Consider the following 23,559-nt stretch of genomic DNA (forward strand, 5'->3'; position numbering starts at 1 on the left):
GTGTAGGTCTCAGCGCGCCACGCGCAGCTTCCACAGCGTGCCGGTTTCCTTGAACATCGAGACGTCTGATCTGCCTTCGTCACCAGATAGAACTTGTCGGAGCGGCTCGCGCAATACTGCAGCACGCGGGAGGTCGGGTCGCTCCGGTGTTCACCTGCACCGTATGGATCGTGATGTTCGCCGCCTTGGCGTTATCGCACAGCTTCTTCTGCCGCGCGTCGATCTGCGAGGCGTGACGATCCCCGGAAATCTGTGCCTTTGCCCGTTTTCGCGTCACGCCATTGAGGGGCAATTGGTCCGTAGAAAACCGGAGATAGCCCGCGCGAAACCGCCGCAGCCGCGTTGCTGGCCGGGTTCCTGGTGAACATCTTCTAAACCGGCGGGGCGGAAGCTTTTGTCAAATCAGTCCGGATTGATTAACCTTGGTGAGGATCGCCCGGACCGGGAATCGGGACCGCCATGGCCGCATCGGCCGAGCTGCCGCACGCTTGCGGCGAGCCGGGGGCAGGCCCATATTCGGTGAGGCCGATCCGGTTTGGACCGGACCGGCTGGAAGCGGCGATCCAAAAGGCGGTGCGCCTGTGCGAAGCTCCGAAGGCCGGGGCTGCGCGGCGAACCGTCATACGCTTCCGTGGGGAATTTGAACGCCTGAGCCATGCCGCAACTGTCTTCCAGACCAGATCCGTCCGCGGCCGCCGCCGCCCACGCTGCCCTGATGAGCAACGACGAGAACCGTTCCGGCGGTCCTTCCGCGCCAAACACGTCCGTCATCACCAAGGTCAAGCCGAAGACCAAACGGCCGAACCTGTACCGTGTGCTGATCCTGAACGACGATTACACGCCGATGGAATTCGTCGTTCATGTGCTGGAGAAATTCTTCCAGAAGGACGCCGAGGCCGCAACCAAGATCATGCTGCACGTTCATCATCACGGGATCGGGGAGTGCGGCGTGTTCACCTACGAGATCGCCGAGACCAAGGTAACGCAGGTGATGGATTTCGCTCGCAAGCACCAGCATCCGCTGCAATGCGTGATGGAAAAGAAGTAAGACACGTTACGGCGCATTCGAAGCCGGTTCTTGTGCATGTCGCAGTGTGATTGCCGCGTGATGTCTGCGCGCGATGTTCGTTGCAGAGGGCAAAACTACGGAATTTCGGACCGGTGCTGATCGTGCCCAAACCGGAACGGGTTTTGCATCAAAAAATACCGTAGCTGTGCAGCCGCCTGAGTCGCGGAACCGGTCTTTCGCCGCGATCTTGTATAACTATATGTGACAAAGGTTGTTGTTGCCTGACCGGGCGATGGCGATCATGATGGTGGGGGCCATAGAGGACGCGAATGCCGACTTTTTCCCAAAGCCTTGAACAATCCCTGCATCGTGCACTGGCGATCGCAAACGAGCGTCATCACCAATACGCGACGCTCGAGCATCTTTTGCTCTCCCTGATCGACGACTCCGATGCAGCCGCCGTCATGCGCGCCTGTAGCGTCGACCTCGACAAGCTCCGTACGAGCCTCGTCAATTATCTTGAGACCGAATTCGAGAACCTGGTGACGGACGGCGCCGATGACGCCAAGCCGACCGCAGGCTTCCAGCGCGTGATCCAGCGCGCGGTGATCCACGTGCAGTCGTCCGGTCGCGAAGAGGTGACCGGCGCCAACGTGCTGATCGCGATCTTTGCCGAGCGCGAGAGTCATGCCGCGTATTTCCTGCAGGAGCAGGACATGACGCGCTACGACGCCGTCAATTATATCAGCCACGGTATTGCCAAGCGGCCAGGCGTCTCCGAGGCGCGGCCGGTGCGCGGTGTCGACGAGGAGACCGAGACCAAGGGCAGCGAGGACGCCAAGAAGAAGGGCGAGGCGCTCGAGACCTATTGCGTCAACCTCAACAAGAAGGCGCGCGACGGCAAGATCGATCCGGTGATCGGACGCAATTCCGAGATCAACCGCGCGATCCAGGTGCTGTGTCGCCGGCAGAAGAACAATCCGCTGTTCGTGGGCGAGGCCGGCGTCGGCAAGACCGCGATCGCGGAGGGCCTGGCCAAGCGCATCGTCGACAGCGAGGTGCCGGAGGTGCTGGCGGCTGCGACCGTGTTCTCGCTCGACATGGGCACGCTGCTCGCCGGTACGCGCTATCGCGGCGACTTCGAGGAACGCCTGAAGCAGGTGCTGAAGGAGCTCGAGGCGCATCCCAACGCCATCCTGTTCATCGACGAGATCCACACCGTGATCGGTGCGGGCGCGACGTCGGGCGGGGCGATGGATGCCTCGAACCTGCTCAAGCCCGCGCTGGCTTCCGGCACCATTCGCTGCATGGGCTCGACCACCTACAAGGAATACCGGCAGCACTTCGAGAAGGACCGCGCGCTGGTGCGGCGCTTCCAGAAGATCGACGTCAACGAGCCGACGGTCGAGGACGCGATCGCAATCCTCAAGGGCCTCAAGCCGTACTTCGAAGACTACCACCGGCTGAAATACACCAACGAGGCGATCGAGGCTGCGGTACAGCTCTCTTCGCGCTACATCCACGACCGCAAGCTGCCGGATAAGGCGATCGACGTGATCGACGAATCCGGCGCGGCGCAGATGCTGGTCGCCGAGAACAAGCGCAAGAAGACCATCGGCATCAAGGAGATCGAGACCACGATCGCCTCGATGGCGCGGATCCCGCCGAAGAGCGTGTCAAAGGACGATGCCGAGGTGCTCAAGCATCTCGAGCAGACCCTGAAGCGCACGGTGTTCGGTCAGGACAAGGCGATCGAATCGCTCGCCGCTTCGATCAAGCTGGCGCGTGCCGGCCTGCGCGAGCCGGAGAAGCCGATCGGCTGCTACCTGTTTTCGGGTCCGACTGGCGTCGGCAAGACCGAGGTCGCAAAACAGCTGGCGGCGTCGCTCGGCGTCGAGCTGTTGCGCTTCGACATGTCCGAATACATGGAGCGGCACACCGTGTCGCGCCTGATCGGCGCGCCTCCCGGCTATGTCGGTTTCGATCAGGGCGGCCTGCTCACCGACGGTGTCGACCAGCATCCGCATTGCGTGGTGCTGCTCGACGAGATCGAGAAGGCGCATCCCGATCTCTACAACGTCCTGCTCCAGATCATGGATCACGGCCGGCTCACCGACCACAACGGCAAGCAGGTCAACTTCCGCAACGTGATCCTGATCATGACCACGAACGCGGGCGCGTCCGATCTCGCCAAGCAGGCGTTCGGCTTTACGCGCTCGAAGCGCGAAGGCGACGACCACGAGGCGATCAACCGGCAGTTCGCGCCGGAATTCCGCAACCGTCTCGATGCCGTCGTGTCGTTCGGCCATCTCAGCGTCGAGGTGATCGGTACGGTGGTCGAGAAGTTCGTGCTTCAGCTCGAAGCGCAACTCGGCGATCGCGATGTCACCATCGAACTGTCCGACCCCGCCAAGACCTGGCTGGTGAAGCATGGTTACGACGAGCAGATGGGCGCACGTCCGATGGCTCGGGTGATCCAGGAGCACATCAAGAAGCCGCTGGCCGACGAGGTGCTGTTCGGCAAGCTCAAGGGTGGCGGCCATGTCCGCGTCGTTCTGGTCAAGGACGAGGCCGACGAGACCAAGGACAAGATCGGCTTCGAGTTCGTCGAGGGTCCGGTCACGCCGAAGCAGGAGAAGCTCCCGGGTGCCCGCAAGCGCCCGCCGGGCAAGTCCAAGCCCGGTGGCCCCGGCGGCTCGAAGGGGCCGACCAAGAGCCCGCTGGTCAAGGCTTGATCTGCGCGCGATGAATTGAAAAGGCCGGCTGAGAAGCCGGCCTTTCTCGTTGGCAGCCAAATATAAGCAAGAAGATCCGATATGACCAACACGCCTTCTGCAAACTCGTCGTCAGCTTCCTCGATCCCCGCCGACGATCCCGGCCGCGCCCTGACGGTCGCCGATCCCGACGGCGCTGACGTGCCGCATATCTCTGTGGCCGGCGGCACCTACACGGTTCTGGTGTCGGGCGCGCAGACCGCAGGACGCTATTGCCTGGTCGACATGCTGGTGCCCGCCGGCGGCGGGCCCCCGCCGCACCGCCACGACTTCGAGGAGATGTTCACGCTGCTCGAAGGCGAACTTGAATTCACCTTTCGCGGTAATACCGTAAGTGCGGGGTCGACCGTCAACGTCCCGGCCAACGCGCCGCACGCGTTCAAGAACGTGTCCGGCAAGACGGCCCGTATGCTCTGCATGTGCGCGCCAGCGGGACAGGACGAATTCTTCCTGGCGGTTGGCTTTCCCGTCGAAGGCCGCACATCGCCACCGCCGAAGCCGACCCCGGAAGAGATGGCCGAGAAAGGCAAGCTGATCGCAGCACTGCTGCCGAAATATCGCACCGAGATGGTGAAGATGTGAGGCGCGGCGGACGCAGCCGAAATCGGCCTTCCCAAATGGTCGCGCGCTATTCGCCGCGCAGGCGCTGGTCGTCCTGCACGCGAACATGCTCGGCGCCGCGCGCACCCGCGGACGACAGCCGCAACATGCTCAGCGCTGCGCCGCAGAGCGCGAAGCCGACGCCGGTCAGCAACGCGATCCTGGTTCCCTCGATCGGATAGCGGCCGAGGAAGAGTGCCACCAGCGCTGCGCCGGTGGTCTGCCCAAGCAGCCGCGCCGTCCCCAGCATGCCGCTGGCGCCGCCGGCACGCTCGCGCGGGGCGGCCGCGATCATGGTGCGGTTATTGGGGGTCTGGAACAGGCCGAAGCCGGCGCCGGCCAGCGCCATCCGCCAGACCACGTCGAGCGGCGTGGGCGCAGCCGGCAGCAAGGCGAGCGCAGCGAGGCCGCAGGCGAACAGCGTAAGGCCGATGCCGCCGAGCAGGCCGGCCGGATAATGCTCCACCAGGCGGCCGGCGAGGGGGGCTGCGAACGCCACCGCGATCGGCCACGGCGTGATCAAGAGGCCCATATGCACCGCCGAATAGCCGAAGCGGCTCTGGAGATAGAAGGGGATCGCGACGAAGGCCAGCATCTGCCCGCAGAACGAGGCGATCGAAGTCGCAATCGACAATGCGAACACGGGGATGCGCAACAGGTCGATCGGCAGCAGCGGCGAGGCCATGTGGGTCTCGCGGTAGATCAGCAGCGCGCCGGCGACGAGCGCGATGGCGAACTGCACGAGGCAGGTGATCGCGGCTTCGCCATGACCGACGCTATCGACGGCCGCGATGCCGACGCCGAAGGTGATCGCGGACAGCCCCGCGCTCTGCCAGTCGAAGGAATGGCTCGCAGGCCTGGTGTGCGGCAGGCTGCGCAGGCCCAGCACCAATGTCACCACGCCGAGCGGAACGTTGATGGCGAACAGCCAGGGCCAGCTGCCGAACGCCAGGATACCGGCGGCGAGCGTCGGGCCGACCGCGGCTGAGAAGGCGACGACGAGAGCGTTGAGCCCGATGCCGCGGCCGAGCTGGCTGCGTGGGTAAGTGAAACGCACCAGCGCTGCGTTGACGCTCATGATGCCGGCCGCGCCGAACCCCTGCACGATGCGTGCAATCGTGAGGAGCGGCAGCGTGTGCGCCAGCGCGCAGAGTGCGGAGGCAAATGTGAACAGCACCAGGCCGACCAGATAGACGCGGCGATAGCCGACGATCTCGCCGAGCGAAGCCAGCGGCAGCAGCGAGATCGTGATCGCGAGCTGGTAGCCGTTGACGATCCAGATCGAGAACGCCGGGCTGGCGTCGAGGTCGGCCGCGATCGTCGGCAGCGCGACGTTGGCGATGGCGCTGTCGACCACTGCCATGATAATGCCGAGCGCAATGGTCAGGACCGCCTGGCCACGCTGCGGCTGCGGCAGGCCGTCGGCGTGCTCCATGGAGGCTGGCAACATGATGGCGGCGTGCTTGATTCGAGCCGTGGTTCGTCTCCGGATTAGGAAATTGCGAGATGCATCGCAACCCGGCAGGATACGGGCGGTTCCTGCGCCGGGAGCAGGTCTCCCGGCACCGCGGGCATGGGTCGGCACGGCCTCGCGGCTCACCAGCGGGAGGTCGACTTCCCGAACACATAGAGCGCGCCGAGCCCAACCGTCACCGCGGTCGAGACGATCAGGATGGTGCGCTCCCAATCCATCCGCTCCGCTCGGCGCGGTTGAGATTGAGAGCGGTGAACAGGGCCTTCATGGCAAATCGGCGCATCGGCTGCCTCGCGTGAGCGCACGATGCCACTGTCGGCGCGGGCCGGCTTGATGCAGCTCAAGCCGGACTGCGCCGGCGTGCCGGTCTCTACACCGCCGGCGGATTGCGGTCGGTGAAAGTTGTGCGCTGGTGCCAGTAAGGATAGGGCAGCGTCACCTTGCTCGCCGCATCGAGCTTGGCGATCTGGTCCTTGGTCAATGACCAGCCGACCGCGCCGAGATTTTCGCGCAGCTGCGTCTCGTTGCGCGCGCCGATGATCAGCGTCGAGACGGTCGGACGCTGCAGCAGCCAGTTCAGCGCGATCTGCGAGACGCTCTTGCCCGTTTCCCTGGCGACCTCGTCGATCGCATCGACGACGCGATAGACGTGCTCGTCCGGCACGGGCGGGCCGAACTCGGCCGTCTTGGGCAAGCGGCTTACGTCAGGCTTTGGCTGGCCGCGGCGGATCTTTCCGGTGAGGCGTCCCCATCCGAGCGGCGACCAGACCACCGCGCCGAGGCCCTGGTCGAGGCCGAGCGGCATCAGCTCCCATTCGTAGTCGCGCCCGATCAGTGAATAATAGGTCTGGTTGGCGACGTAACGCGGGAAGCCATGCTTGTCGGCAACGCCAAGCGATTTCATCAGGTGCCAGCCCGAAAAGTTCGACACGCCCACGTAGCGGATCTTGCCGGCGCGCACGAGCACATCGAGAGTCGCGAGCACCTCTTCAGGCGGGGTGAAGGCGTCGAAGCCGTGAAGCTGGAACAGGTCGATGTAATCGGTGCCGAGCCGGCTCAGCGAAGCGTCGATGGCTGTAAGCAGATGCTGCCGCGACGACCCGATGTCGTTGGGGCCGTCGCCGAAGCGGAACGTCGCCTTGGTCGAAACCAAAACCTTGTCGCGGCGGCCCTTGATGGCTTCGCCGAGAACGCGCTCGGACTCGCCGAGCGAATAGACGTTCGCGGTGTCGAACATCGACACGCCGGCATCGAGGCAGATATCCAGAAGGCGCCGGGCTTCGGTCGCGTCGGTGGTGCCCCACGCAGCGAGGCGGCCCACGCCGCCGAAGGTGCCGGTCCCAAGACTCAAGGCGGGCACCATGAGGCCCGAGCGGCCCAAGCGTCGGTATTCCATCGATTTGCTCCTCGGCTGGCCGCTGATTGATTCCCGCGACCTCTGTGCCGGATCGTAATGCAAGGCTGCGCCGTGTCCTACCTCGCGCTCACATACCGGCCTTGCTTGGAAACGGCCTAGTCGTGCAGACGCATGTCATCGAATGCCGCGTCAGTCACGCGCGGGCTGGCCGTCGTCGCCGGAAGCGGAGCCGCGCCCCTCGTTACTGGTGATTGAAGGCAGGTGGCCTCGCTCTCGCGCGCCGGCCGCGGCAGGAGCGTCAGGCTCCAGCCCACCGCAACAAGCACCGCGAGCCGGATCGCGATCACGCCGAGCAAGACTTCCGATCCGCTTATCGTGGCGTTGGTTCTCATGTGCAGAGCCTGATCCCGGCTGCAGCACCTGACAATCTGGAATTCACGAGCACGGCCTTCGCCTGAAGCGAAGGCTCGGGCCATTGGCTGCCCGGACGTCAATGCCGCGACTGGCTCTGCCGGAAGTCGCGCGGTGACATCCCGAAATGCTCGCGGAAGACGCGGCCGAAATGCGAGAGGTCGTTGAAGCCCCAGGCGAAGGCGATCTCGCTGATGTGGCGGTGAGCGAGCACGGGGGAGGCGAGGTCGCGCCTGCATTGAGCGAGGCGCTCACCGAGGACGTAGCGCTGGAACGAGGTGTCCTCGTCAGCCAGGAGATCGTTGACATAGCGGGACGAGATGCCGAGCGCCGCTGCGGTCTCGGACAGCGAGAGGTCGGGATCGGCAAGATGAGCCCGGATATGCGCCTTCAATCGGTAGAGCAGGGCGGAGCGATGCGTCGAGGACGGCAGCGGCGTCTTGCCCAGCCGCTCGCCCAGCGCCATCGCCAGGACATCGACGGCCTGTTCCGACAGAGCGGCGGCGTGGTGCAGATCGATCTGATCCGCGCTCTGGCAGAGCCGGTAGATGAAATCGTAGGCGATCCTCTGCAGTGGCGAGTCCGGCCCGAAAGAGGTGGCAGTAAGAGTTTCGGTCGCGCCGAGCCGGCGCTGCAGCATCTCGCGCGGCACCTTGAAGATGGTCTGCGTGAAGATGCCGTCGAATTTCAGCTCGTAGGGACGGGTGGTGTCATAGAGCGCAAACTCTCCCGGACTGACCACGGCCTCGCGGCCGTCCTGCACCACGCCGCCGGCGCCGCGATTGCCGAGCGCGATCAGGATGAAGTCCTGATCCGAGCGCGCGATGCGCGACGGCGTGCGCAACACGTGTTGACGGTCGGAGCAGACCTCGGAGCATTCCGCCTTGCCCAGTGGCGCCCGGGTGACCGTGCCGCGAAAGGCGCTGCCAAGATCGGACCTGCAGTCGAGCCCGACGAAGACGTCGCAAACGATATCCTGCCAGAGCGCAAGCCGGCGGTGGCCTGGGCTGTCGTCCGTGGTGAACTGGATTGGCATCTGCAGAGCCTCCCTTTCACATCCCGCAAAATCGCGTGTCGGCGCTGGTCCCGACTGACGAAGGCAAATCCCGTACCGGGTCGGTGAATCCCGTCCGGTCGAGTTTTTGTTCCGCCGCGGTCGAGCGCCCGCCGCCCGGCTTGGTCAAATAGACTGCATCGGACCTGGCTTCCGATCAACCGGCAAGGGAGGCGGAATGGGCATCGAACATCCGAAATACAAGGTCGCGGTGGTGCAGGCGGCGCCCGCCTGGCTCGATCTCGACGCCTCGATCGACAAGTCGATCGCCCTGATCAGGGACGCCGCCGAGAAGGGCGCCAAGCTGATCGCTTTTCCGGAAGCCTTCATCCCCGGCTACCCCTGGCACATCTGGATGGATTCGCCGGCCTGGGCGATCGGTCGTGGCTTCGTGCAGCGCTATTTCGACAATTCGCTGTCCTATGACAGTCTGCAGGCCGAGCGGCTGCGCGACGCCGTGCGCAAGGCCAAGCTCACTGCCGTGCTCGGTCTGTCCGAGCGCGACGGCGGCAGTCTCTATCTGGCGCAATGGCTGATCGGGCCCGATGGCGAGACCATTGCAAAGCGCCGCAAGTTGCGGCCGACCCATGCCGAGCGCACGGTCTATGGCGAGGGCGACGGCAGCGATCTCGCCGTGCACGCGCGGTCCGACATCGGCCGCATCGGCGCCCTGTGCTGCTGGGAGCATCTCCAGCCGCTGTCGAAATACGCCATGTATGCCCAGAATGAGCAGGTCCATGTCGCGGCCTGGCCGAGCTTTTCGCTCTACGATCCTTTCGCGCCGGCGCTCGGCGCCGAGGTGAACAACGCCGCCTCGCGCGTCTATGCGGTCGAGGGCTCCTGCTTCGTGCTCGCGCCTTGCGCGACGGTCTCGCAAGCCATGATCGACGAGCTCTGTGATCGGCCGGACAAGCACGCGCTGCTGCATGCCGGCGGCGGCTTCGCTGCGATCTACGGCCCCGATGGCAGCCAGATCGGCGATAAGCTCGCGCCGGACCAGGAGGGCCTCTTGATCGCCGAGATCGATCTTGGCGCCATCGGCGTCGCCAAGAACGCCGCTGATCCAGCCGGGCACTATTCGCGCCCCGACGTGACCCGGCTCCTGCTCAACAAGAAGCGATACCAGCGCGTCGAGCAGTTTGCGCTGCCGGTCGACACCGTCGAGCCCACGGACATTGCCGCGGCGGCGAGCTGATCGCCGCAATCGAGGGAGGCACGATCATGGAATCCGCAATTCCTCTGCATCTCGAGACGCCGCGCACGCGCCACAAGCGCGTGCCGGACGATTACCAGCCGCCATACCCGTCCTTCGTGGCGCGCTATAAGCCTTCCGTGAACCGGGTCGTGATGGCCTATTTCGGCCTTCAGTATCGCGGCACGGCGGCAGCTGCTGCAACGGACGCTCTCGCCGAAATCGCGGCGCGGTTTGCCGCGGAAGGCGGTCCTTCGCATTGGGACCGGGCGCAATATGTTGATCAGGCAGGCTACGAGAACGTCGTCTCGGTGGCCTATTGGGACGACATTGCGCGGTTCGACAAATGGTTTGCATCGGCGCGCGAGGCCTGGACCGGAGCGCAGCCCGAGGGCATCGGCACGTTCATCGAGGTGCTGCGCCCCACGGTGGCGCGGCACGAGACGCTGTTTTCCTCGCTCGGCCGGCCCGAGGGCGTCGCCGCAATCTCCGGCGGCATGAGCGGCGAGGTGCAGGAGCACGCCTATTGGGGCGGCATGCGCGACCGCATCCCGCTGTCACAGACCGATCCGATGTCGCCGGGCGGCAATCCCGAGCTGATCCGCGACGGCGCGCGGCTGCGCGTGAAGGCGCACGACAATCTCTGTCTGATCCGATCAGGCCAGGATTGGAGCGATACCGAGACCTCGGAACGAAAGCTCTATCTCGACGACGTCGAACCGGTGTTGCGCGAGGGCATGGATTTCTTGCGCGATGACGGCCTTGGCATCGGCTGTTACGCCAACCGTTACATGCGCGTGCTTGCAGCCGGCGGGGACGCGAGTGAAAAGTCCTACGGTCAAAGCTGGTGGAAGAGCCTGGCGGCGCTGGAGCGGTGGGCGGAATCGCATCCGACCCACGTCAGGATATTCGGCGCCGCGATGAAGTACCTGTCGACGCTCGGCCCCTCGGCAAAACTGCGGCTCTACCACGAGGTCACCGTGGCTGCTGCCGACGAGCAGTTCTTCGAGTACCTGAACTGTCACGCCAAGACCGGCATGCTGGCGGCGGTGGAGACCGTCGCCGCTTGATAGAGTTAGATCACGCAATGGCCGAGCAGCTCGGGATGCGCGGCGCAGATGTGATGCGCGCCGGCGTCCCGCAGCTCGGTCTCGCTGCCGTAGCCATAGAGCACGCCGATCGCGGTCATGCCGTTGGTGCGGGCGCCGACCACGTCATGGCTGCGGTCGCCGATCATGATCGCGCTGGCGGGATCGACCCTGGCTTCGTCGAGCGCGTAGCGCAGCAGGTCGCGCTTGTCGACGCGCGTGCCGTCGAGTTCGGAGCCGAACACCCGCTCGAAATACGGTTTCAGGCCAAAATGCTCGACGATACGGGTGGCGTAGACCGCGGGCTTGCTGGTCGCCACGAACATGCGCGGTGTTGTCGCGGCAAGCGTTGTCAGCGTGTCCACGATACCGGCATAGGCTTCGTTCTCGAACAGGCCGACGTCGCTGAAGCGCTCGCGATAGAGCAGCAGCGCCCGGTCGGCGAGTTCCGCGCTGCCCGTGAGCTTTTGCAGGCTGGCATGCAGCGGCGGCCCGATGCACCAGGTCAGCTCGTCCTCGCTCGGAACCGCAACGTTGAGCCGCTCCAGGGCGTACTGGATCGAGCGCGTGATCCCGGGCTTCGGGTCGGTCAGCGTGCCGTCGAGATCGAAATAAATGGTCACCATATTGTCGCGCCTGTGTTGATACCGCCGCCTGTTGCCAGACCTAAACGAGGCCGGGGGCCAAGGCAAACGCGCAACCATTGTCACGCCGAAAATCGCCTTCCCGATACCGCGTATCCCTTAAAGCTCGCTATTCGCGGGAGGGAAGCGTAGAGTCGCGCCATCACCGCCTTTCCATTGGCATCGACCGGTGACTGAGGGTCACCAGCGCTCCCGCCGACTGAGCAGGAGCGTGCATGACTCGATTTCGTCTGGTCGACTGGATCCGCCGGAGAGCGCTTCTCGTCGCATTGATGCTTGGCACATTGATACTTGGCACACTGTCGCAAGGCGCTGTCGCGGCAGGACCGGACTGCCGGGCGATCGAAAGCACGAGCGGACGTCTCGCCTGCTACGATGCTGCGTTTCCTCCGAAGGAAAAAAAGCCCGCTGCTGCGGAAGGCGATGGGTCCCGTGCTGCCTACAAGGACCCGTTCGTGGCGGAAGAGGCCAGAACCGCGGCGAAGCTGAAGAACATCTGCCGCGGCTGTTGAGGGTTGCTCGTTCGCCGCGCTCGTCGATCAACGAGTCCGGACGAGGGATCGAGACGATTTTTTCAGGAGAGGCCGGATGAGCGAGCGACTTGAAACCCTGAAGAAGGCCCGTGAGCGCATGATCGAGGACAGGGACGCGCATGCGAAAGTGCTGGCCGCCCCCTTTGTGCGCGACACGGCCGAGCGAGCGCGCAACAAGTTTATCGAGATCCAGGCGCTGATTGATGCCCTCGACCGCGCCATCCGGGGCGAAATCCCGGTTGCGGTCAAAAACTAAGGCGGTAGGCAGCGAGACCAGCGGAGCGCCGCTACCGCTCCCTCATTGCTGTCTCGTCCATTCAACGATGGCGGTCGCCTCCGCGCCTGCCCGGGTTTCCCAGGCGGTGATCGCGCCCGTTGCTGCCTTCCGCAGCTCCGTGACAAGGGACGCAGGCGCCGGCTCGGCGATATGGACGCCATTGTCGCGCATGCGCGCATAGTTCTCGATGGTGCGGTGGCTCAATAGCGCCAGCTGGCTCTGCTCAGTCTCGGCCGCCGCCGCCAGCACCTCGCGCTGCATCGGTTCGGACAGTTCGGCAAAGGCGTCGCTGCGGACGAAGGCGATCGAGATTGGCATCGCGTAGTTGATGGCCGTGAAATGCGGCAGGAAGTCCCACAATTTGCGTCCCGCGCCGCCGTCGCCGGAGGTGAGGAAGGCATTCAGCCGGTGTTCCCTCAGTCCGGCGAGCGCCGCATCCATCGGCAGGAATTGCGCGTTCGCGCCGGCTGCGCGCATGACCTCGGTGGAATTGGCATCGTAGGTTCGCAGATTCAGTTTCGGCAGGTCGTCAGCACCGTCGAGCGACTGCTCCGACCAGAGGCCCGTGGCCGGCCAGATCGTCACATAGAGCAGCTTGAGGCCGCGCGCAGCCAGCGCCTTCTCATAGAGCGGTCGCGCCCGCAGATTGGTGGCCCGGGCGAGATCCACCGATTGCACGAGAAAAGGCAGGGTGGACAATCCGAGCACAGGGTCGAGGCTCGAGAGCGCGCCCGCGAAGGCATCGCCGCCCGCGATCCGGCCGTCCAGCGCCGCGCGCGGCATCTCGCCCGAGTTGATCTTGAGCTGGTTGTCGAAGGCGTTAGTCACGGTCACGAAGCCGTGGGTACGGTCGGAGACGCGGCTGGCGAAAGTCGCCAGCCCAATCCCGGAGATGTTATTCTCAGGGTATTCCGTGGTCATCCGCCAATTGACTTGAGACGCGACTTGAGACGTCACCTGCGCGGCGGCTGGCGCGACGCTCAGGATGAGCGCGGCGAGGACAAGGATCGCGCGGATCCGTTTGGCGGGGTAACGCATTGGGAGAAGCAGGTCAGGCAGCATGATATTGGCGACCCGTCGAACCATGGCACGATGCCACAACATTGTTGATCACACTGTCGCATGCCGCGCCGAGGCGCGCCACCGCCGTGCCTGCGCGCGATGGGTGCAGATTGCGATGTGCATCATCTCCGCGCTGCTTGTCTCGTCGACCCAGGCCGCGGCATGGGACAGTTCGCCCGCCAAGACCGACGTTGCCATCCCCAGCGTCGAAGAACTCGCTGTGCAGCCGGAGAAGCCCGGTGCGCGGGAGAGCGACACGCGGGAGTCGATCTGCCTGATCATCGAGGCCGCGGCGCGCGATGCCAATCTTCCGCTGGAGTTCTTCGCCCGCGTGATCTGGCAGGAAAGCCGCTTCCAGACCGATGCGGTCGGGCCGGTGACGCGCAGCGGCGAGCGGGCGCAGGGGATCGCGCAATTCATGCCGGGCACCGCGAGCGAGCGCGGGCTGCTCAATCCCTTCAATCCGGTGCAGGCGCTGCCGAAGTCGGCGGAATTCCTGAACGAGCTGCGCAACCAGTTCGGCAATCTCGGGCTGGCGGCGGCCGCCTACAATGCCGGGCCGCGCCGGGTGCAGGAATGGCTCGCCGGCACCGGCGGCATGCCCGAGCAGACCCGCAATTACGTTCTTGCGATCACCGGCACGAGCGTCGATGCGTGGGCCAAGGCAGGCGCGACCGGCAAGGGGCCGCCCAGCGTGCCGCCGACGAGCTGCCGCGATCTGATGGCGCTTTTGAAGCGCGCGCCGAATGCCTTCGTCGCCGAGCTCGAGCAGCATGTGGAGCTTGCGGCTGCAAAGGTCTGGGGCGTGCAGCTCGCCGCGGGCTTTGACCGCAACCGCGCGCTGGCGATGTACTCCCGCGCGGTCACGCGGCTGAGCGCCGTGATCGGCGAACGTGATCCGAGCCTGCTCAGCTCGGTGATGCGCAGCCGCGGCACGCGCGCCTTCTACCAGGTGCGCATCGGCGCCGATACGCGGAGCGAGGCGGATGAACTCTGCGGTCGCATTCGCAAGGCCGGCGGGGCGTGCTTCGTGCTGAAGAATCGCGGTGTGAGCGGGTAGGGCATCTGTCCCAGCGTGCATGCCAGCCCCGCCGTGCGCTTTCTTGACGCGAGGCGCCGCATTGCCCGTTATGCGGGCACGATTCCTCATCCGGCCAAGACTCCCCGTGGCGCTTCCTCCGCTCGATTCACCTCAATGGCGAAGTCCCTGGCGCGCCTTTGCGTGGGGGCTGCGCTCGATCACGCAGACCATCCTCACGCTCGTGCTGTTCGTGACCTATCTCGGCATCGGCGCGCTCGCCCACGACACACATTTCAGCCTGCTCTGGGCGCTCTGCTCGACGCTGTTCGTCTGGGCAGGTCCGGCGCAGATCATCCTGATCACCACGCTTGGCTCCGGCGCGACGATCGTCCAGTCCGCGATCGCGGTCACCGTCAGTGCGATCCGGCTGTTTCCGATGGTGGTCTCGGTGCTGCCGTTGATGCGCACGCCGACGACGAAACGGCGCGAGCTGTTTTTCGCGGCGCATCTCACCGCGGTGACACTGTGGGTCGAATGCCATCGCTTCCTGCCGCAGGTACCGCGTGAACGCCGGATCGCCTTCGTCAACGGACTTGGCTTCGGTCTTGTCTCGGTGTGTCTCACCGCCAATGCGGTCGGCTATTTCCTTGCCGCCAATCTGACTCAGACGCTTGGCGCGGCGATCCTTTTGCTGACGCCGCTGTCCTTCCTGTTCTCGACCGCACGCAACAGCCGCGAGGTCGCCGATGTCGTCGCCCTCGCGCTGGGCATATTGCTGTATCCGCTGGCCGCGAAGATGAACTCCGGCCTCGACATCCTCGTCAGCGGCCTCGCGGCTGGCACGATTGCTTATGGCGTGCATTGGTGGCGGGAGGTGCGCGCATGAGCTTTGCGCAGCTCATTGGCGACTGGCACGCCCTGGCGGTGCTGTTCGTCGCCGGCGTTGTTCCCAACCAGATATGGCGCATGCTGGGCCTGTGGTTCGGCGGCGGCATCGACGAGGGCTCCGAGCTTCTGGTCTGGGTACGGGCGGTCGCCACGGCGATCCTGGCCGGCGTCATCGCCCAGATCGTGGTCGAGCCCCCTGGGGCGCTTGCGAGCGTGCCGGACGCCCTGCGCTACGGTGCGGTCGGCGCCGGCCTCGTCGTCTTCCTGCTGGCCCGCCGCTCGATCTTCGCGGGCGTGGTCGCGGGCGAAGTCTTCATGCTGGCCGGCAAGTGGTGGTTGGGCTAAAACCGCCGGCGAACAGCAGGGAATTGGACATATGGTTCGCGAAAACCAGCTCCGCGAGGGTGAAGTCTCCATCGAGCTGCCGCCGACGCAAGATGCCGGCCTCGTCTTCATCGGCCGCATCCGCACGCCCTGGAGCTCGCGGATGGAGACCCCGCGGCAGGGCCGGACAGACGGCCCGATATGTCGGCTCGAGATCTTCGAGCCATTCGTGCCGGCGATCAAGGGCGTCGATTTCTACAGCAATCTCGAAGTGCTTTACTGGCTCGACAAGTCGCGCCGCGACATCGTCCTGCAAAGCCCTAAGAACAACGAGAAGACCCGCGGCACGTTTTCGCTGCGCTCGCCGGTGCGCCCTAATCCGATCGGCACGTCGATCGTGAAGCTGGTCGGCATCGAGGGCAACGCGATTCTGGTGCGCGGGCTCGATTGCCTCGACAACACGCCGCTGATCGACATCAAACCAGATCGTTGCGAGTTCACGCCGCTGGCCGCCCCGCAGCCTGGAGATTTTCAGACGGAGTGAAGTGTCTCCTCCGTCATTTCGAGGAGCTCTTGCGACGAAGCAATCCAGACTGTAGCCGCGGAGGCAGTCTGGATTGCTTCGCTGCGCTCGGAATGACGAGTGGAGAGCGTCAGCCCGCCTTCAACGCCGCGATCAGCTTGGTCGCGTTCTCTTCCAGCACCTTGACGTCTTCCTTGCGGCTGGCGGGCGGAAGCATCGCCACGCCGTCGTGGCGCGGCATCACGTGCATGTGGAGATGAAACACCACCTGTCCGCCGGCCGCCTCGTTGAACTGCTGCACGGTGATGCCGTCGGCCTTGAACGCCGTCATCGCTGCGGCAGCGATTTTGTGTGCGCCGCGGGCGACGTGGGCGTAGTCGTCCGGCTTGATGTCGAGGATGTTGCGGGCAGGAGCTTTTGGAATCACCAGCGTGTGGCCCGGTACCCGCGGCATGATGTCGAGAAAGGCGAGCACGTGCTCATCCTCGTAAACCTTGTGGCAGGGGAATTCACCGCGGAGGATCTTCGCGAAGATGTTGTCGGGGTCGTAGGCGGTCATGGCGGCGGCTCCCTGGAATTTTGCGCTTACTGTCACCAGCCGCAACGAACCGTCAAGGCGCCTCGTCGGCGCCTTTGCGGAACGGGCCGAGCTCGGCCAGCTCCCGTCCGGCTTCTGCAACATAGGCGCGCTCGCGCTTGAGGTAATCGTCGATGGCGCGGCGCAAGCCCGGATCAGCGATGAAGTGAGCGGAGTGGGTGGTCCGCGGCAGGTAGCCGCGTGCGATCTTGTGCTCGCCCTGCGCGCCGGCTTCGACATTCGCCAAACCGCGTTTGATGGCGAAGTCGATCGCCTGGTAATAGCAGACCTCGAAATGCAGGAAGGGATGATGCTCGACCGCACCCCAGTTGCGGCCGAACAGCGTGTCCGAGCCGATGAAGTTGATCGCGCCCGCGATCCAGCGATCGTTGCGGCGTGCCATGACCAGCAGCACGTCCTGGCTCATGGTTTCGCCGATCAGCGAGAAGAATTCTCGCGTCAGATAAGGCCGGCCCCATTTGCGCGAGCCGGTCTCCATGTAGAATTGAAAGAAGGCCTCCCAGGCATCTTCGGTGATCTCCTTGCCCGTGAGGCAGTGGATGGTTACCCCGGCAGCCAGCGCATCGCGCCGTTCGCGCTTGATCGATTTGCGGTGGCGGGAGTTCAGCGTCGCCAGGAAATCGTCGAAACTCGCAAAGCCTTCGTTGTGCCAATGGAACTGCTGGTCGGTGCGCTGGAGGAAGCCGTGCTCGGCGAGCAGCTTCCACTCCGCCTCGCGGGCGAAAGTGACGTGCACCGAGGAAGCCTTGCTGACACCGCACAGCGCCACCAGCCCGCTCGCCAGCGCTTCCATGATGTGCTCGCGGTCAACGCCGTCGCGGACCAGCAGCCGCGGTCCCGTCGCCGGCGTGAACGGAACCGAAACCTGCAGCTTCGGATAGTACCGCCCGCCGGCGTGCTCATAGGCATCGGCCCAGCCGCGGTCGAAGACATATTCGCCTTGCGACTGCGATTTCAGATAGCAGGGCACGACGCCGGCGACGCGACCGTCGACCTTGGCCACGAGATGCCGCGGTCCCCAGCCGGTGCGGATCGTGGCCGAACCCGATTTCTCAACGGCCGATAAAAACGCGTGGGAGACGAAGGGGTTATAGCCGGGCTTTGAGAGGCCGAGGGAATCCCCTGGAAGTCCGGATGAGGTTCCCTTGCCATGCCCATTACAAGACTTGCCGCCGGGATTGGCGCAGGCGTCCCAGTCGTCCGGCGATACTTCGCCAATGGAAGGTACGGCCTCAAGGGTGATTTCGGATGGTGCCATCGTGCCCAAGATCGTGCATTGCAGCAGCGACTTCAAGAGTGGGAAACATCAAGCCTAGGGTACGAAGCCCTCGAAGATCATCTGATCCGCATATTGCGCGACCCGCGTCCGCTGCTCGGTCGTACGCACGGTCCAGCCCAGTAGAGCGCAGCCGAACACATTGCGGGCGATCCAGGGGGCGGGGGCGGGCAGGTCGTCGACCCTAAAGGCGACGAACTGCGGCTGGGTCTGAAAGCCATGGCGCAGGTACAGCATGCTGTCGCGCTGCTGCTGCGTCAGGTGAGCCCAGTAGTCGTCCTGATAGCTCCGTTGCGCGACGATGCCGCGGGGGCGGGATGGCAGCAGCTCGCGCAGCGCCAGCACCTGGTCCGGGTCGAACGACATGCCGACCGCTGGGCCATCATAGGACGCGAGCACCTCGGCCATCCGCTTCACCAGCTTGCGGTCGCGGTCAAAACGGCTCTTAACCTCGATCACCAGCGGCACGCGGCCGCCAACAAGGGCGCAGAGGTCGCTGAGCGACATCATCCGCTCGGCCGTGTCCTTGAACGTGAGCGCCTTCAGTTCAGTGGCGGTTTTCTCGACCAGCGGGCCGGTGGCCTCGGTCAGGCGGCCGAGCGCATGGTCGTGATGCACCATGGCCTCGCCGTCGGCGGAGAGCTGGATGTCGACCTCGATGGAGAAATTGCCCGCAATTGCAGCCTGCACCGCGCCCGGCATGTTCTCGACGATGCCGCGGGAAATGTCGTGCAGGCCGCGATGGGCCACCGGGCGGGCTGTCAGCCAATCAGGAGCGCGCATTCGCCTCAGGCGACCTCAAACACGCCTTCGACCTCGACCGCCGCATCCGCGGGCAGGGAGGCGACGCCGACAGTGGTGCGGGCATGACGGCCCTTGTCACCGAAGGCGGCGACCATCAGGTCGGAGGCGCCGTTGAGGACCTTCGGCCCGTCCAGGAAGTCCGGCGCCGAGTTGATGAAGCCGCCGAGGCGCACCACGCGCACGACCTTGTCGAGGTCGCCCAGCGCCGCCTTGACCTGGGCCAGCAGATTGACGGCGCAGCCGCGGGCGGCCGCGGCGCCGTCTTCGATGGTCACGCCGGCGCCGAGCTTGCCCTTGGCGATCAGCTTGCCGGCGGGATCGAAGCAAACCTGGCCGGAGACGAACAGCAGATTACCGGTGCGCACGAACGGCACGTAGTTTGCCACGGGGGTGGGGGCCTCGTGCAGCTTGATGCCCTGTTCCGCCAGCTTCTGCTCGACCGTGCCCGCCATGTCCGACCTCGTTGTCCAAAAATCCATCCGCCCCGGCGCATCCAATGCAGCCGGGGGCGGGGCCCTGTTTCGCCCATCGTGCCGCCACATGCAAGCAACCGTCGGAGGTGGCATTTTGTTGAGGCAGGGCAGGAGGTTCAACGCAAAGGCCGCAACTTTACGTGAAACGGCCTCAGTTGCGACGCAATGGAACGGTCATTAAAATGTCGAATCTGCGCTTTCCTCAGGAACCAGACATGCGGCACCTTTTCCGGACTTCGCTCGGTGTGACGGCGCTCGCGGCGGCCGCTCTCGGCCCCGGAGGCGGGGCGTTGGCCGCGAACGGTCCGTTTCTCGCGCATCAGGCGCTCTATGATCTGAGCCTGGTGAAATCGCGCTCGAATTCGATCAACAGCGCGCGCGGCCGCATCCTCTACAATTTCACCGGAAGTTCGTGCGAGGGCTACACCTCCGAATTCCGCCAGGTTTCCGAGCTCGACAGCGGCGAGGGCAAGGTCACGCTCAGCGACCTCCGCTCCAATTCCTGGGAGGACGCCGGCGGCAAAAGCTACCGCTTCAAGATCGAGACGCGGATGAACGAGGCGGATGCCGGCCGGGTCGACGGCTCGGCGGAGCGCGACGGCGACCACATCAACGTCAAGCTGAAGCTGCCGGCGCCGAAGAGCTTTACGCTCGACGGCAAGATCGTATTCCCGACCGAACAGATCCAGCGCATCATTGCCGCCGCCAAGGAGGGCAAGTCGCTGCTCGAGCTCTCCGTCTATGACGGCTCCGACGATGGCCAGAAGGTCTACAACACGCTGACCGTGATCGGCCAGCCGATCCCCGCCGAGCGCGAAGGTTCGCCCGATCCGTCGACGTCCGACGAGCACATGAAGTCGCTCAAGCGCTGGCCCGTCACCGTCAGCTATTTCGACCGCGAGGCCCAGCAGAAGGAAGGCGAGCAGACGCCGGTCTATGCGATGGCGTTCGAGCTCTACGAGAACGGCGTCTCGCGCCAGCTCGTGTTGGACTACAACGATTTTGTGATTTCGGGCGCGATGGGCAAGTTCGACGCGAAGGACAGCAAGCCCTGCAATTGAGGGCTGGCCTGCAACGCGGTCTCTGGCTACGCTCCTCCCAACCACAAACATCCGGGAGGCTCGTCATGCCCAAGCTCGATCATCTCCGTCCCAGCGGCCTGCATCACAATCCCGCCTATTCGCATGTCGTCACCGCCACGGGGGCGCGGACGATCTACATCTCCGGCCAGGTGTCGGTGGACGAGGAGGGGCGGATTGTCGGCGAGGGCGATCTCGCGGCGCAGACCACGCAGGTGATGCAGAATCTCGGGCATGCGCTGAAGGCGGCCGGCGCGAGCTACGCCAACATCGTGAAGATCACGACCTTCGTCGTGAACTACAAGCCGGAGCTGCGCCCGATCATCGGCAAGGCCCGCTCGGCCTTCTTCGAAGGTATGGAGCCGCCGGCGAGCACGCTGGTCGGCGTCTCGGCGCTCGCCGCGCCGGAATGGATGATCGAGATCGAAGCGGTGGCTGTCGCGGATTGAGATCTTTCGCTACAAGTGTGTTGCGTTGGACATCTCTCGCAGAAGAACCATCGCGTCGTCGGCCCTGTCTGCCGGCACAAACAAATGATCGTGGTGAAACGCCGACACGGCGTTCACGCTGATGCCGGCTGCGGCGAGACGTGCCGTGATCGCCGCCAGGAAGCCGACCGCATCGAGTGCGGAGTGAACCGTCAGGGTGATCAGGCACGATGCAAATGCGTGGCGTAGTCCTGCCGCTTCGGCCTCTTCGCGCAGGAGCACCAGCGTCGTTCCTTCCTGCTCGCAAAACGTCAGCAGTGGACTAGCGCTGCGGGAACTGGCTCGTTCGTCGGGATCGTGCAGAACACGAAGATGCCCGGCCGCATCTCCGGCTTCATGTGTCTCAGCAGTGCGTGGAGGTCGCGTTCGCCTGTCATCACTCCTGCGCCTTTTCCGGCCCCTCATACGCGATGCCGCGGATCACTGCGGCGCTGCCGAATTTCTTGCGCAAGCTGTCCACCGCGCGCTCGGCATGGGCGGCGCGGCGGTCGAGCATGTCGGTGTCGTCGGCGACTGAACCCTCGCGCAGGGCGCTGACGCCGGCGCCCATCAGGCGGAAGGCGGTGCCGTCGATCTCTTTCGCCAGCATCTCGCGGCAGATCGAGAAGATCTTCGCGGCAAGCTGCGTCGGGGCCGTGATCGACTGCGAGCGGGTGCGCTGGCGGAAATCGGCGGTCTTCAGCTTCAACGTGACGGTCAGGCCGGCGAGCTCGCTGCTCTTAAGGCGAGACGACGTCTTTTCGCACAGCCGCCACAAAATCTTCTCCAGCGTCGCGAAGTCCCGGATGTCGGTCTCGAACGTCGTCTCGCTCGAAATCGTCTTGGCGCCCCGATCGGGCTCGACGCGGCGGTCGTCGATGCCGCGCGCGAGTCGCCACAGCCTGCGGCCGTCACTCGGAAACTGCCGCATCACCTCGATCTCGTCGGCCTTCTGCAGGTCCGCGATGATGCGGAAGCCGCGTTGCACCAGACGCTCCTGCGTCGCGGGTCCAACGCCGAAAATGAAACCGACCGGCTTCTCCGCCAGCATCAGGCGCGCTTCCTCCTGGTCGAGCGCAGCAAACCCGCGCGGCTTGTCCAGGTCGGAGGCGATCTTCGCCAGGAACTTGTTGCAGGAGAGGCCGACCGAGACGCTGATGCCGATGTCGCGCTCGATGTTGCGTGCGAACCGCGCCAGCATCTTGGCCGGGATCATGCCGTGCACCCGCTCGGTGCCGGAGAGATCCAGGAACGCCTCGTCGATCGAAAGCGGCTCGACCAGCGGCGTCAGCGCTTGCATGGCCTGACGCACCTCGCGCCCGACCCGGACATATTTCGCCATGTTCGGCGGGATCACGGCGGCATGCGGGCAGGCTTCCAACGCCTTGTACATCGGCATGGCCGACCGCACGCCGTAGGTGCGGGCGATGTAGCAGGCGGCCGACACCACGCCGCGCTTGCCCCCGCCGATGATCACGGGCTTGTCGGCGATGTCGGGATTGTCGCGCTTCTCGACGGTCGCGTAGAAGGCGTCGCAGTCGATATGTGCGATGGTCAGGCTTGCGAGCGCGCGGTGGCGGGCGAGGCGGGGGGAACCGCAGGTGGAACAGCGCCGCACGCCCATATCCAGATCGGCCGAACAATCCCGGCAGAAGCAGCGGGGCCCGGCCCTCTCCAGGGAGGTCACGGCACGTCGCGCTCCCAATTGGGGTCGCCGAGCGCGTCGCCGAGAACCTGCCGCGCTGCGGCAACGTTGGTCGGATGCAGTTCCGCAGCGCTGGCAAAGGCCTGCACGGTGGCGTCGTCGCGCATCACGAAATCGAGCACGCTCAGCAGGAAATTGGGGTCCGAGGCGGCATTGCGCAGCATCTCCGGGCCGACCCCTGTCTCGGCCAGGAACAGGCCCAGCCGCTCGGGTTCGCCCGCGACGAAAGACAGCGCCTGAAGCGCAACGATTTCAGCGACTTCGCGCGGGTTGTGAACAGGCTTTTTCACGTGGCCGGTTTGCCTTTCCGTTAACTTTCGGTGTCTACTTTGGGCCACCATGCCCGAGTCTCGTTTCCAAGTCTCTTGCCCAGTCTCTTACCCAAGTCTTGCGACCCCCGACAAGCAACTGGAAACCACATCGCAGAAAGTCGGCCCTCGGGTTTAACGAAACTCAAGCGAATTCAAGGCTAGTTTGAATCCAGTTTTCGAAGCGCCGGCGACCGGCGCCTGAGGCGTCACATGCATCGGTCTGCGGACCAATCAGGAGGGCGGGATGGCTAAGACCGTCCTCATCGTGGAAGACAACGAGCTCAACATGAAGCTCTTCCGCGACCTGTTGGAGGCGCACGGCTACCAGACCACCGGCACCAGCAACGGCTACGAGGCGCTCGACCTCGTTCGCAAGATGCGGCCCGACCTCGTGCTGATGGATATCCAATTGCCGCAGGTCTCGGGCCTGGAGGTGACGCGCTGGATCAAGGACGATCCGGAGCTGCGCAGCATTCCCGTCGTCGCCGTCACGGCGTTCGCGATGAAGGGCGACGAAGAGCGCATCCGCGAGGGCGGCTGCGAGGCCTATTTGTCCAAGCCGATCTCGGTCGGCAAATTCATTGAGACGGTCCGACGTTTCATCGGATAGGAAGT

Annotated in this window: 26 protein-coding genes and 1 pseudogene; 14 read left to right on the forward strand and 13 right to left on the reverse strand. The window is 64.8% G+C overall.

Going from position 1 to position 23,559, the window contains the following annotated elements; translation table 11 throughout:
• Nucleotides 1-715: 715 nt before the first annotated feature.
• The 3 genes from clpS to IVB13_RS00335 all read left to right on the forward strand — a co-directional run bounded on the left by clpS (nt 716) and on the right by IVB13_RS00335 (nt 4,365).
• Nucleotides 716-1,048 carry an ATP-dependent Clp protease adapter ClpS gene (gene clpS, locus IVB13_RS00325; protein ID WP_018455182.1) on the forward strand — a complete coding sequence of 111 codons (333 nt, stop codon included), beginning with the start codon at nt 716-718 and terminating at the stop codon, nt 1,046-1,048.
• Between the two features lie 290 nt (nt 1,049-1,338).
• Nucleotides 1,339-3,744 carry an ATP-dependent Clp protease ATP-binding subunit ClpA gene (clpA, locus tag IVB13_RS00330; protein ID WP_018455181.1) on the forward strand — a complete coding sequence of 802 codons (2,406 nt, stop codon included), beginning with the start codon at nt 1,339-1,341 and terminating at the stop codon, nt 3,742-3,744.
• A gap of 81 nt (nt 3,745-3,825) precedes the next feature.
• Nucleotides 3,826-4,365, forward strand: a complete 540-nt coding sequence (locus IVB13_RS00335; RefSeq protein ID WP_247371903.1) for a cupin domain-containing protein — start codon at nt 3,826-3,828, stop codon at nt 4,363-4,365.
• A gap of 46 nt (nt 4,366-4,411) precedes the next feature.
• On the opposite strand, the gene IVB13_RS00340 is transcribed toward IVB13_RS00335, so the two are convergent.
• The 4 genes from IVB13_RS00340 to IVB13_RS00355 all read right to left on the reverse strand — a co-directional run bounded on the left by IVB13_RS00340 (nt 4,412) and on the right by IVB13_RS00355 (nt 8,661).
• Entirely contained in the window at nt 4,412-5,833 is a 1,422-nt protein-coding gene (locus IVB13_RS00340; RefSeq protein ID WP_051112982.1) for an MFS transporter, read from the reverse strand.
• Nucleotides 5,834-6,227: 394 nt separating this feature from the next.
• Nucleotides 6,228-7,253 carry an aldo/keto reductase gene (locus tag IVB13_RS00345; protein WP_085351373.1) on the reverse strand — a complete coding sequence of 342 codons (1,026 nt, stop codon included), beginning with the start codon at nt 7,251-7,253 and terminating at the stop codon, nt 6,228-6,230.
• A gap of 116 nt (nt 7,254-7,369) precedes the next feature.
• Nucleotides 7,370-7,606 carry a hypothetical protein gene (locus IVB13_RS00350; protein ID WP_085384439.1) on the reverse strand — a complete coding sequence of 79 codons (237 nt, stop codon included), beginning with the start codon at nt 7,604-7,606 and terminating at the stop codon, nt 7,370-7,372.
• Between the two features lie 98 nt (nt 7,607-7,704).
• Nucleotides 7,705-8,661 carry a helix-turn-helix domain-containing protein gene (locus tag IVB13_RS00355; RefSeq protein WP_085351374.1) on the reverse strand — a complete coding sequence of 319 codons (957 nt, stop codon included), beginning with the start codon at nt 8,659-8,661 and terminating at the stop codon, nt 7,705-7,707.
• 196 nt (nt 8,662-8,857) lie between these two features.
• Here IVB13_RS00355 and IVB13_RS00360 point away from each other — a divergent pair, with 196 nt between their 5' ends.
• Nucleotides 8,858-9,874: a carbon-nitrogen hydrolase family protein gene (locus tag IVB13_RS00360; protein WP_018455175.1), complete on the forward strand. Its 1,017-nt coding sequence runs from the start codon at nt 8,858-8,860 to the stop codon at nt 9,872-9,874.
• Nucleotides 9,875-9,900: 26 nt separating this feature from the next.
• Complete coding sequence (locus IVB13_RS00365) at nt 9,901-10,941, forward strand: phenylacetaldoxime dehydratase family protein (RefSeq protein WP_247404152.1); 1,041 nt, start codon at nt 9,901-9,903, stop codon at nt 10,939-10,941.
• Between the two features lie 5 nt (nt 10,942-10,946).
• Here IVB13_RS00365 and IVB13_RS00370 read toward each other — a convergent pair whose 3' ends face one another.
• Nucleotides 10,947-11,585 (reverse strand): HAD family hydrolase, encoded by a 639-nt coding sequence (locus IVB13_RS00370; protein WP_085351376.1) that lies wholly within the window; start codon nt 11,583-11,585, stop codon nt 10,947-10,949.
• A 233-nt stretch (nt 11,586-11,818) separates the two neighbouring features.
• Between IVB13_RS00370 and IVB13_RS00375 the strand changes: the two genes are divergently transcribed.
• Both IVB13_RS00375 and IVB13_RS00380 read left to right on the forward strand, forming a co-directional pair.
• Nucleotides 11,819-12,115 (forward strand): hypothetical protein, encoded by a 297-nt coding sequence (locus IVB13_RS00375; RefSeq protein WP_085351377.1) that lies wholly within the window; start codon nt 11,819-11,821, stop codon nt 12,113-12,115.
• Between the two features lie 76 nt (nt 12,116-12,191).
• Nucleotides 12,192-12,392 (forward strand): hypothetical protein, encoded by a 201-nt coding sequence (locus tag IVB13_RS00380; protein ID WP_018455171.1) that lies wholly within the window; start codon nt 12,192-12,194, stop codon nt 12,390-12,392.
• A 42-nt stretch (nt 12,393-12,434) separates the two neighbouring features.
• Here the strand turns inward: IVB13_RS00380 and IVB13_RS00385 are convergent, their stop codons facing one another.
• A complete protein-coding gene (locus IVB13_RS00385; protein ID WP_085351442.1) occupies nt 12,435-13,475 on the reverse strand; it encodes a TRAP transporter substrate-binding protein in 1,041 nt (346 codons plus the stop codon).
• 115 nt (nt 13,476-13,590) lie between these two features.
• Between IVB13_RS00385 and IVB13_RS00390 the strand changes: the two genes are divergently transcribed.
• The 4 genes from IVB13_RS00390 (at nt 13,591) to tsaA (ending at nt 16,252) form a co-directional block, all read left to right on the forward strand.
• Nucleotides 13,591-14,535 (forward strand): lytic transglycosylase domain-containing protein, encoded by a 945-nt coding sequence (locus IVB13_RS00390; RefSeq protein ID WP_162496378.1) that lies wholly within the window; start codon nt 13,591-13,593, stop codon nt 14,533-14,535.
• Between the two features lie 106 nt (nt 14,536-14,641).
• On the forward strand, nt 14,642-15,382 hold the full coding sequence (locus tag IVB13_RS00395) for an AzlC family ABC transporter permease (RefSeq protein WP_247404154.1): 741 nt from the start codon (nt 14,642-14,644) through the stop codon (nt 15,380-15,382).
• On the forward strand, nt 15,379-15,729 hold the full coding sequence (locus IVB13_RS00400; protein ID WP_085395617.1) for an AzlD domain-containing protein: 351 nt from the start codon (nt 15,379-15,381) through the stop codon (nt 15,727-15,729). The genes IVB13_RS00395 and IVB13_RS00400 overlap by 4 nt, the downstream gene beginning before the upstream one ends.
• Nucleotides 15,730-15,760: 31 nt before the next feature.
• A complete protein-coding gene (gene tsaA / locus IVB13_RS00405) occupies nt 15,761-16,252 on the forward strand; it encodes a tRNA (N6-threonylcarbamoyladenosine(37)-N6)-methyltransferase TrmO (protein ID WP_018455166.1) in 492 nt (163 codons plus the stop codon).
• Nucleotides 16,253-16,361: 109 nt separating this feature from the next.
• Here the strand turns inward: tsaA and IVB13_RS00410 are convergent, their stop codons facing one another.
• Genes IVB13_RS00410 through IVB13_RS00425 form a run of 4 tightly spaced genes read right to left on the reverse strand, consistent with a single transcriptional unit; the run spans nt 16,362 to nt 19,361 of the window.
• Nucleotides 16,362-16,790, reverse strand: a complete 429-nt coding sequence (locus IVB13_RS00410) for an HIT family protein (RefSeq protein ID WP_018455165.1) — start codon at nt 16,788-16,790, stop codon at nt 16,362-16,364.
• A gap of 52 nt (nt 16,791-16,842) precedes the next feature.
• Nucleotides 16,843-18,087 (reverse strand): GNAT family N-acetyltransferase, encoded by a 1,245-nt coding sequence (locus IVB13_RS00415; RefSeq protein ID WP_247487268.1) that lies wholly within the window; start codon nt 18,085-18,087, stop codon nt 16,843-16,845.
• Nucleotides 18,088-18,141: 54 nt separating this feature from the next.
• A complete protein-coding gene (locus IVB13_RS00420; RefSeq protein ID WP_085386300.1) occupies nt 18,142-18,888 on the reverse strand; it encodes a glycerophosphodiester phosphodiesterase in 747 nt (248 codons plus the stop codon).
• A 5-nt stretch (nt 18,889-18,893) separates the two neighbouring features.
• On the reverse strand, nt 18,894-19,361 hold the full coding sequence (locus IVB13_RS00425; protein ID WP_007611287.1) for a RidA family protein: 468 nt from the start codon (nt 19,359-19,361) through the stop codon (nt 18,894-18,896).
• Nucleotides 19,362-19,597: 236 nt separating this feature from the next.
• On the opposite strand from IVB13_RS00425, the gene IVB13_RS00430 reads away from it, so the two are divergent.
• Together IVB13_RS00430 and IVB13_RS00435 are read left to right on the forward strand one after the other, a co-directional pair.
• Nucleotides 19,598-20,443, forward strand: coding sequence for a cell envelope integrity EipB family protein (locus tag IVB13_RS00430; protein ID WP_247404160.1), 846 nt, complete (start codon nt 19,598-19,600; stop codon nt 20,441-20,443).
• 65 nt (nt 20,444-20,508) lie between these two features.
• Nucleotides 20,509-20,910, forward strand: coding sequence for a RidA family protein (locus IVB13_RS00435; RefSeq protein WP_007603265.1), 402 nt, complete (start codon nt 20,509-20,511; stop codon nt 20,908-20,910).
• Between the two features lie 9 nt (nt 20,911-20,919).
• Here IVB13_RS00435 and IVB13_RS00440 read toward each other — a convergent pair.
• The 3 genes and pseudogenes from IVB13_RS00440 to IVB13_RS00450 all read right to left on the reverse strand — a co-directional run bounded on the left by IVB13_RS00440 (nt 20,920) and on the right by IVB13_RS00450 (nt 22,923).
• Nucleotides 20,920-21,326: pseudogene (locus IVB13_RS00440) on the reverse strand (ACT domain-containing protein).
• Nucleotides 21,326-22,615, reverse strand: coding sequence for a DNA polymerase IV (locus tag IVB13_RS00445; RefSeq protein WP_247487271.1), 1,290 nt, complete (start codon nt 22,613-22,615; stop codon nt 21,326-21,328). Before IVB13_RS00445 ends, IVB13_RS00440 begins: the two are co-directional and overlap by 1 nt.
• The gene (locus IVB13_RS00450) at nt 22,612-22,923 is read right to left on the reverse strand and encodes a DUF3572 domain-containing protein (RefSeq protein ID WP_018455159.1); all 312 of its coding nucleotides are present in this window, start codon (nt 22,921-22,923) and stop codon (nt 22,612-22,614) included. Before IVB13_RS00450 ends, IVB13_RS00445 begins: the two co-directional genes overlap by 4 nt.
• A 265-nt stretch (nt 22,924-23,188) precedes the next feature.
• Here IVB13_RS00450 and IVB13_RS00455 point away from each other — a divergent pair, with 265 nt between their 5' ends.
• A complete protein-coding gene (locus tag IVB13_RS00455) occupies nt 23,189-23,554 on the forward strand; it encodes a response regulator (protein WP_007603272.1) in 366 nt (121 codons plus the stop codon).
• Nucleotides 23,555-23,559 lie beyond the last annotated feature (5 nt).

Origin of the sequence: Bradyrhizobium sp. 17, assembly GCF_023073515.1 — a bacterium.
Taxonomy (GTDB): Bacteria; Pseudomonadota; Alphaproteobacteria; order Rhizobiales; family Xanthobacteraceae; genus Bradyrhizobium; species Bradyrhizobium canariense_D.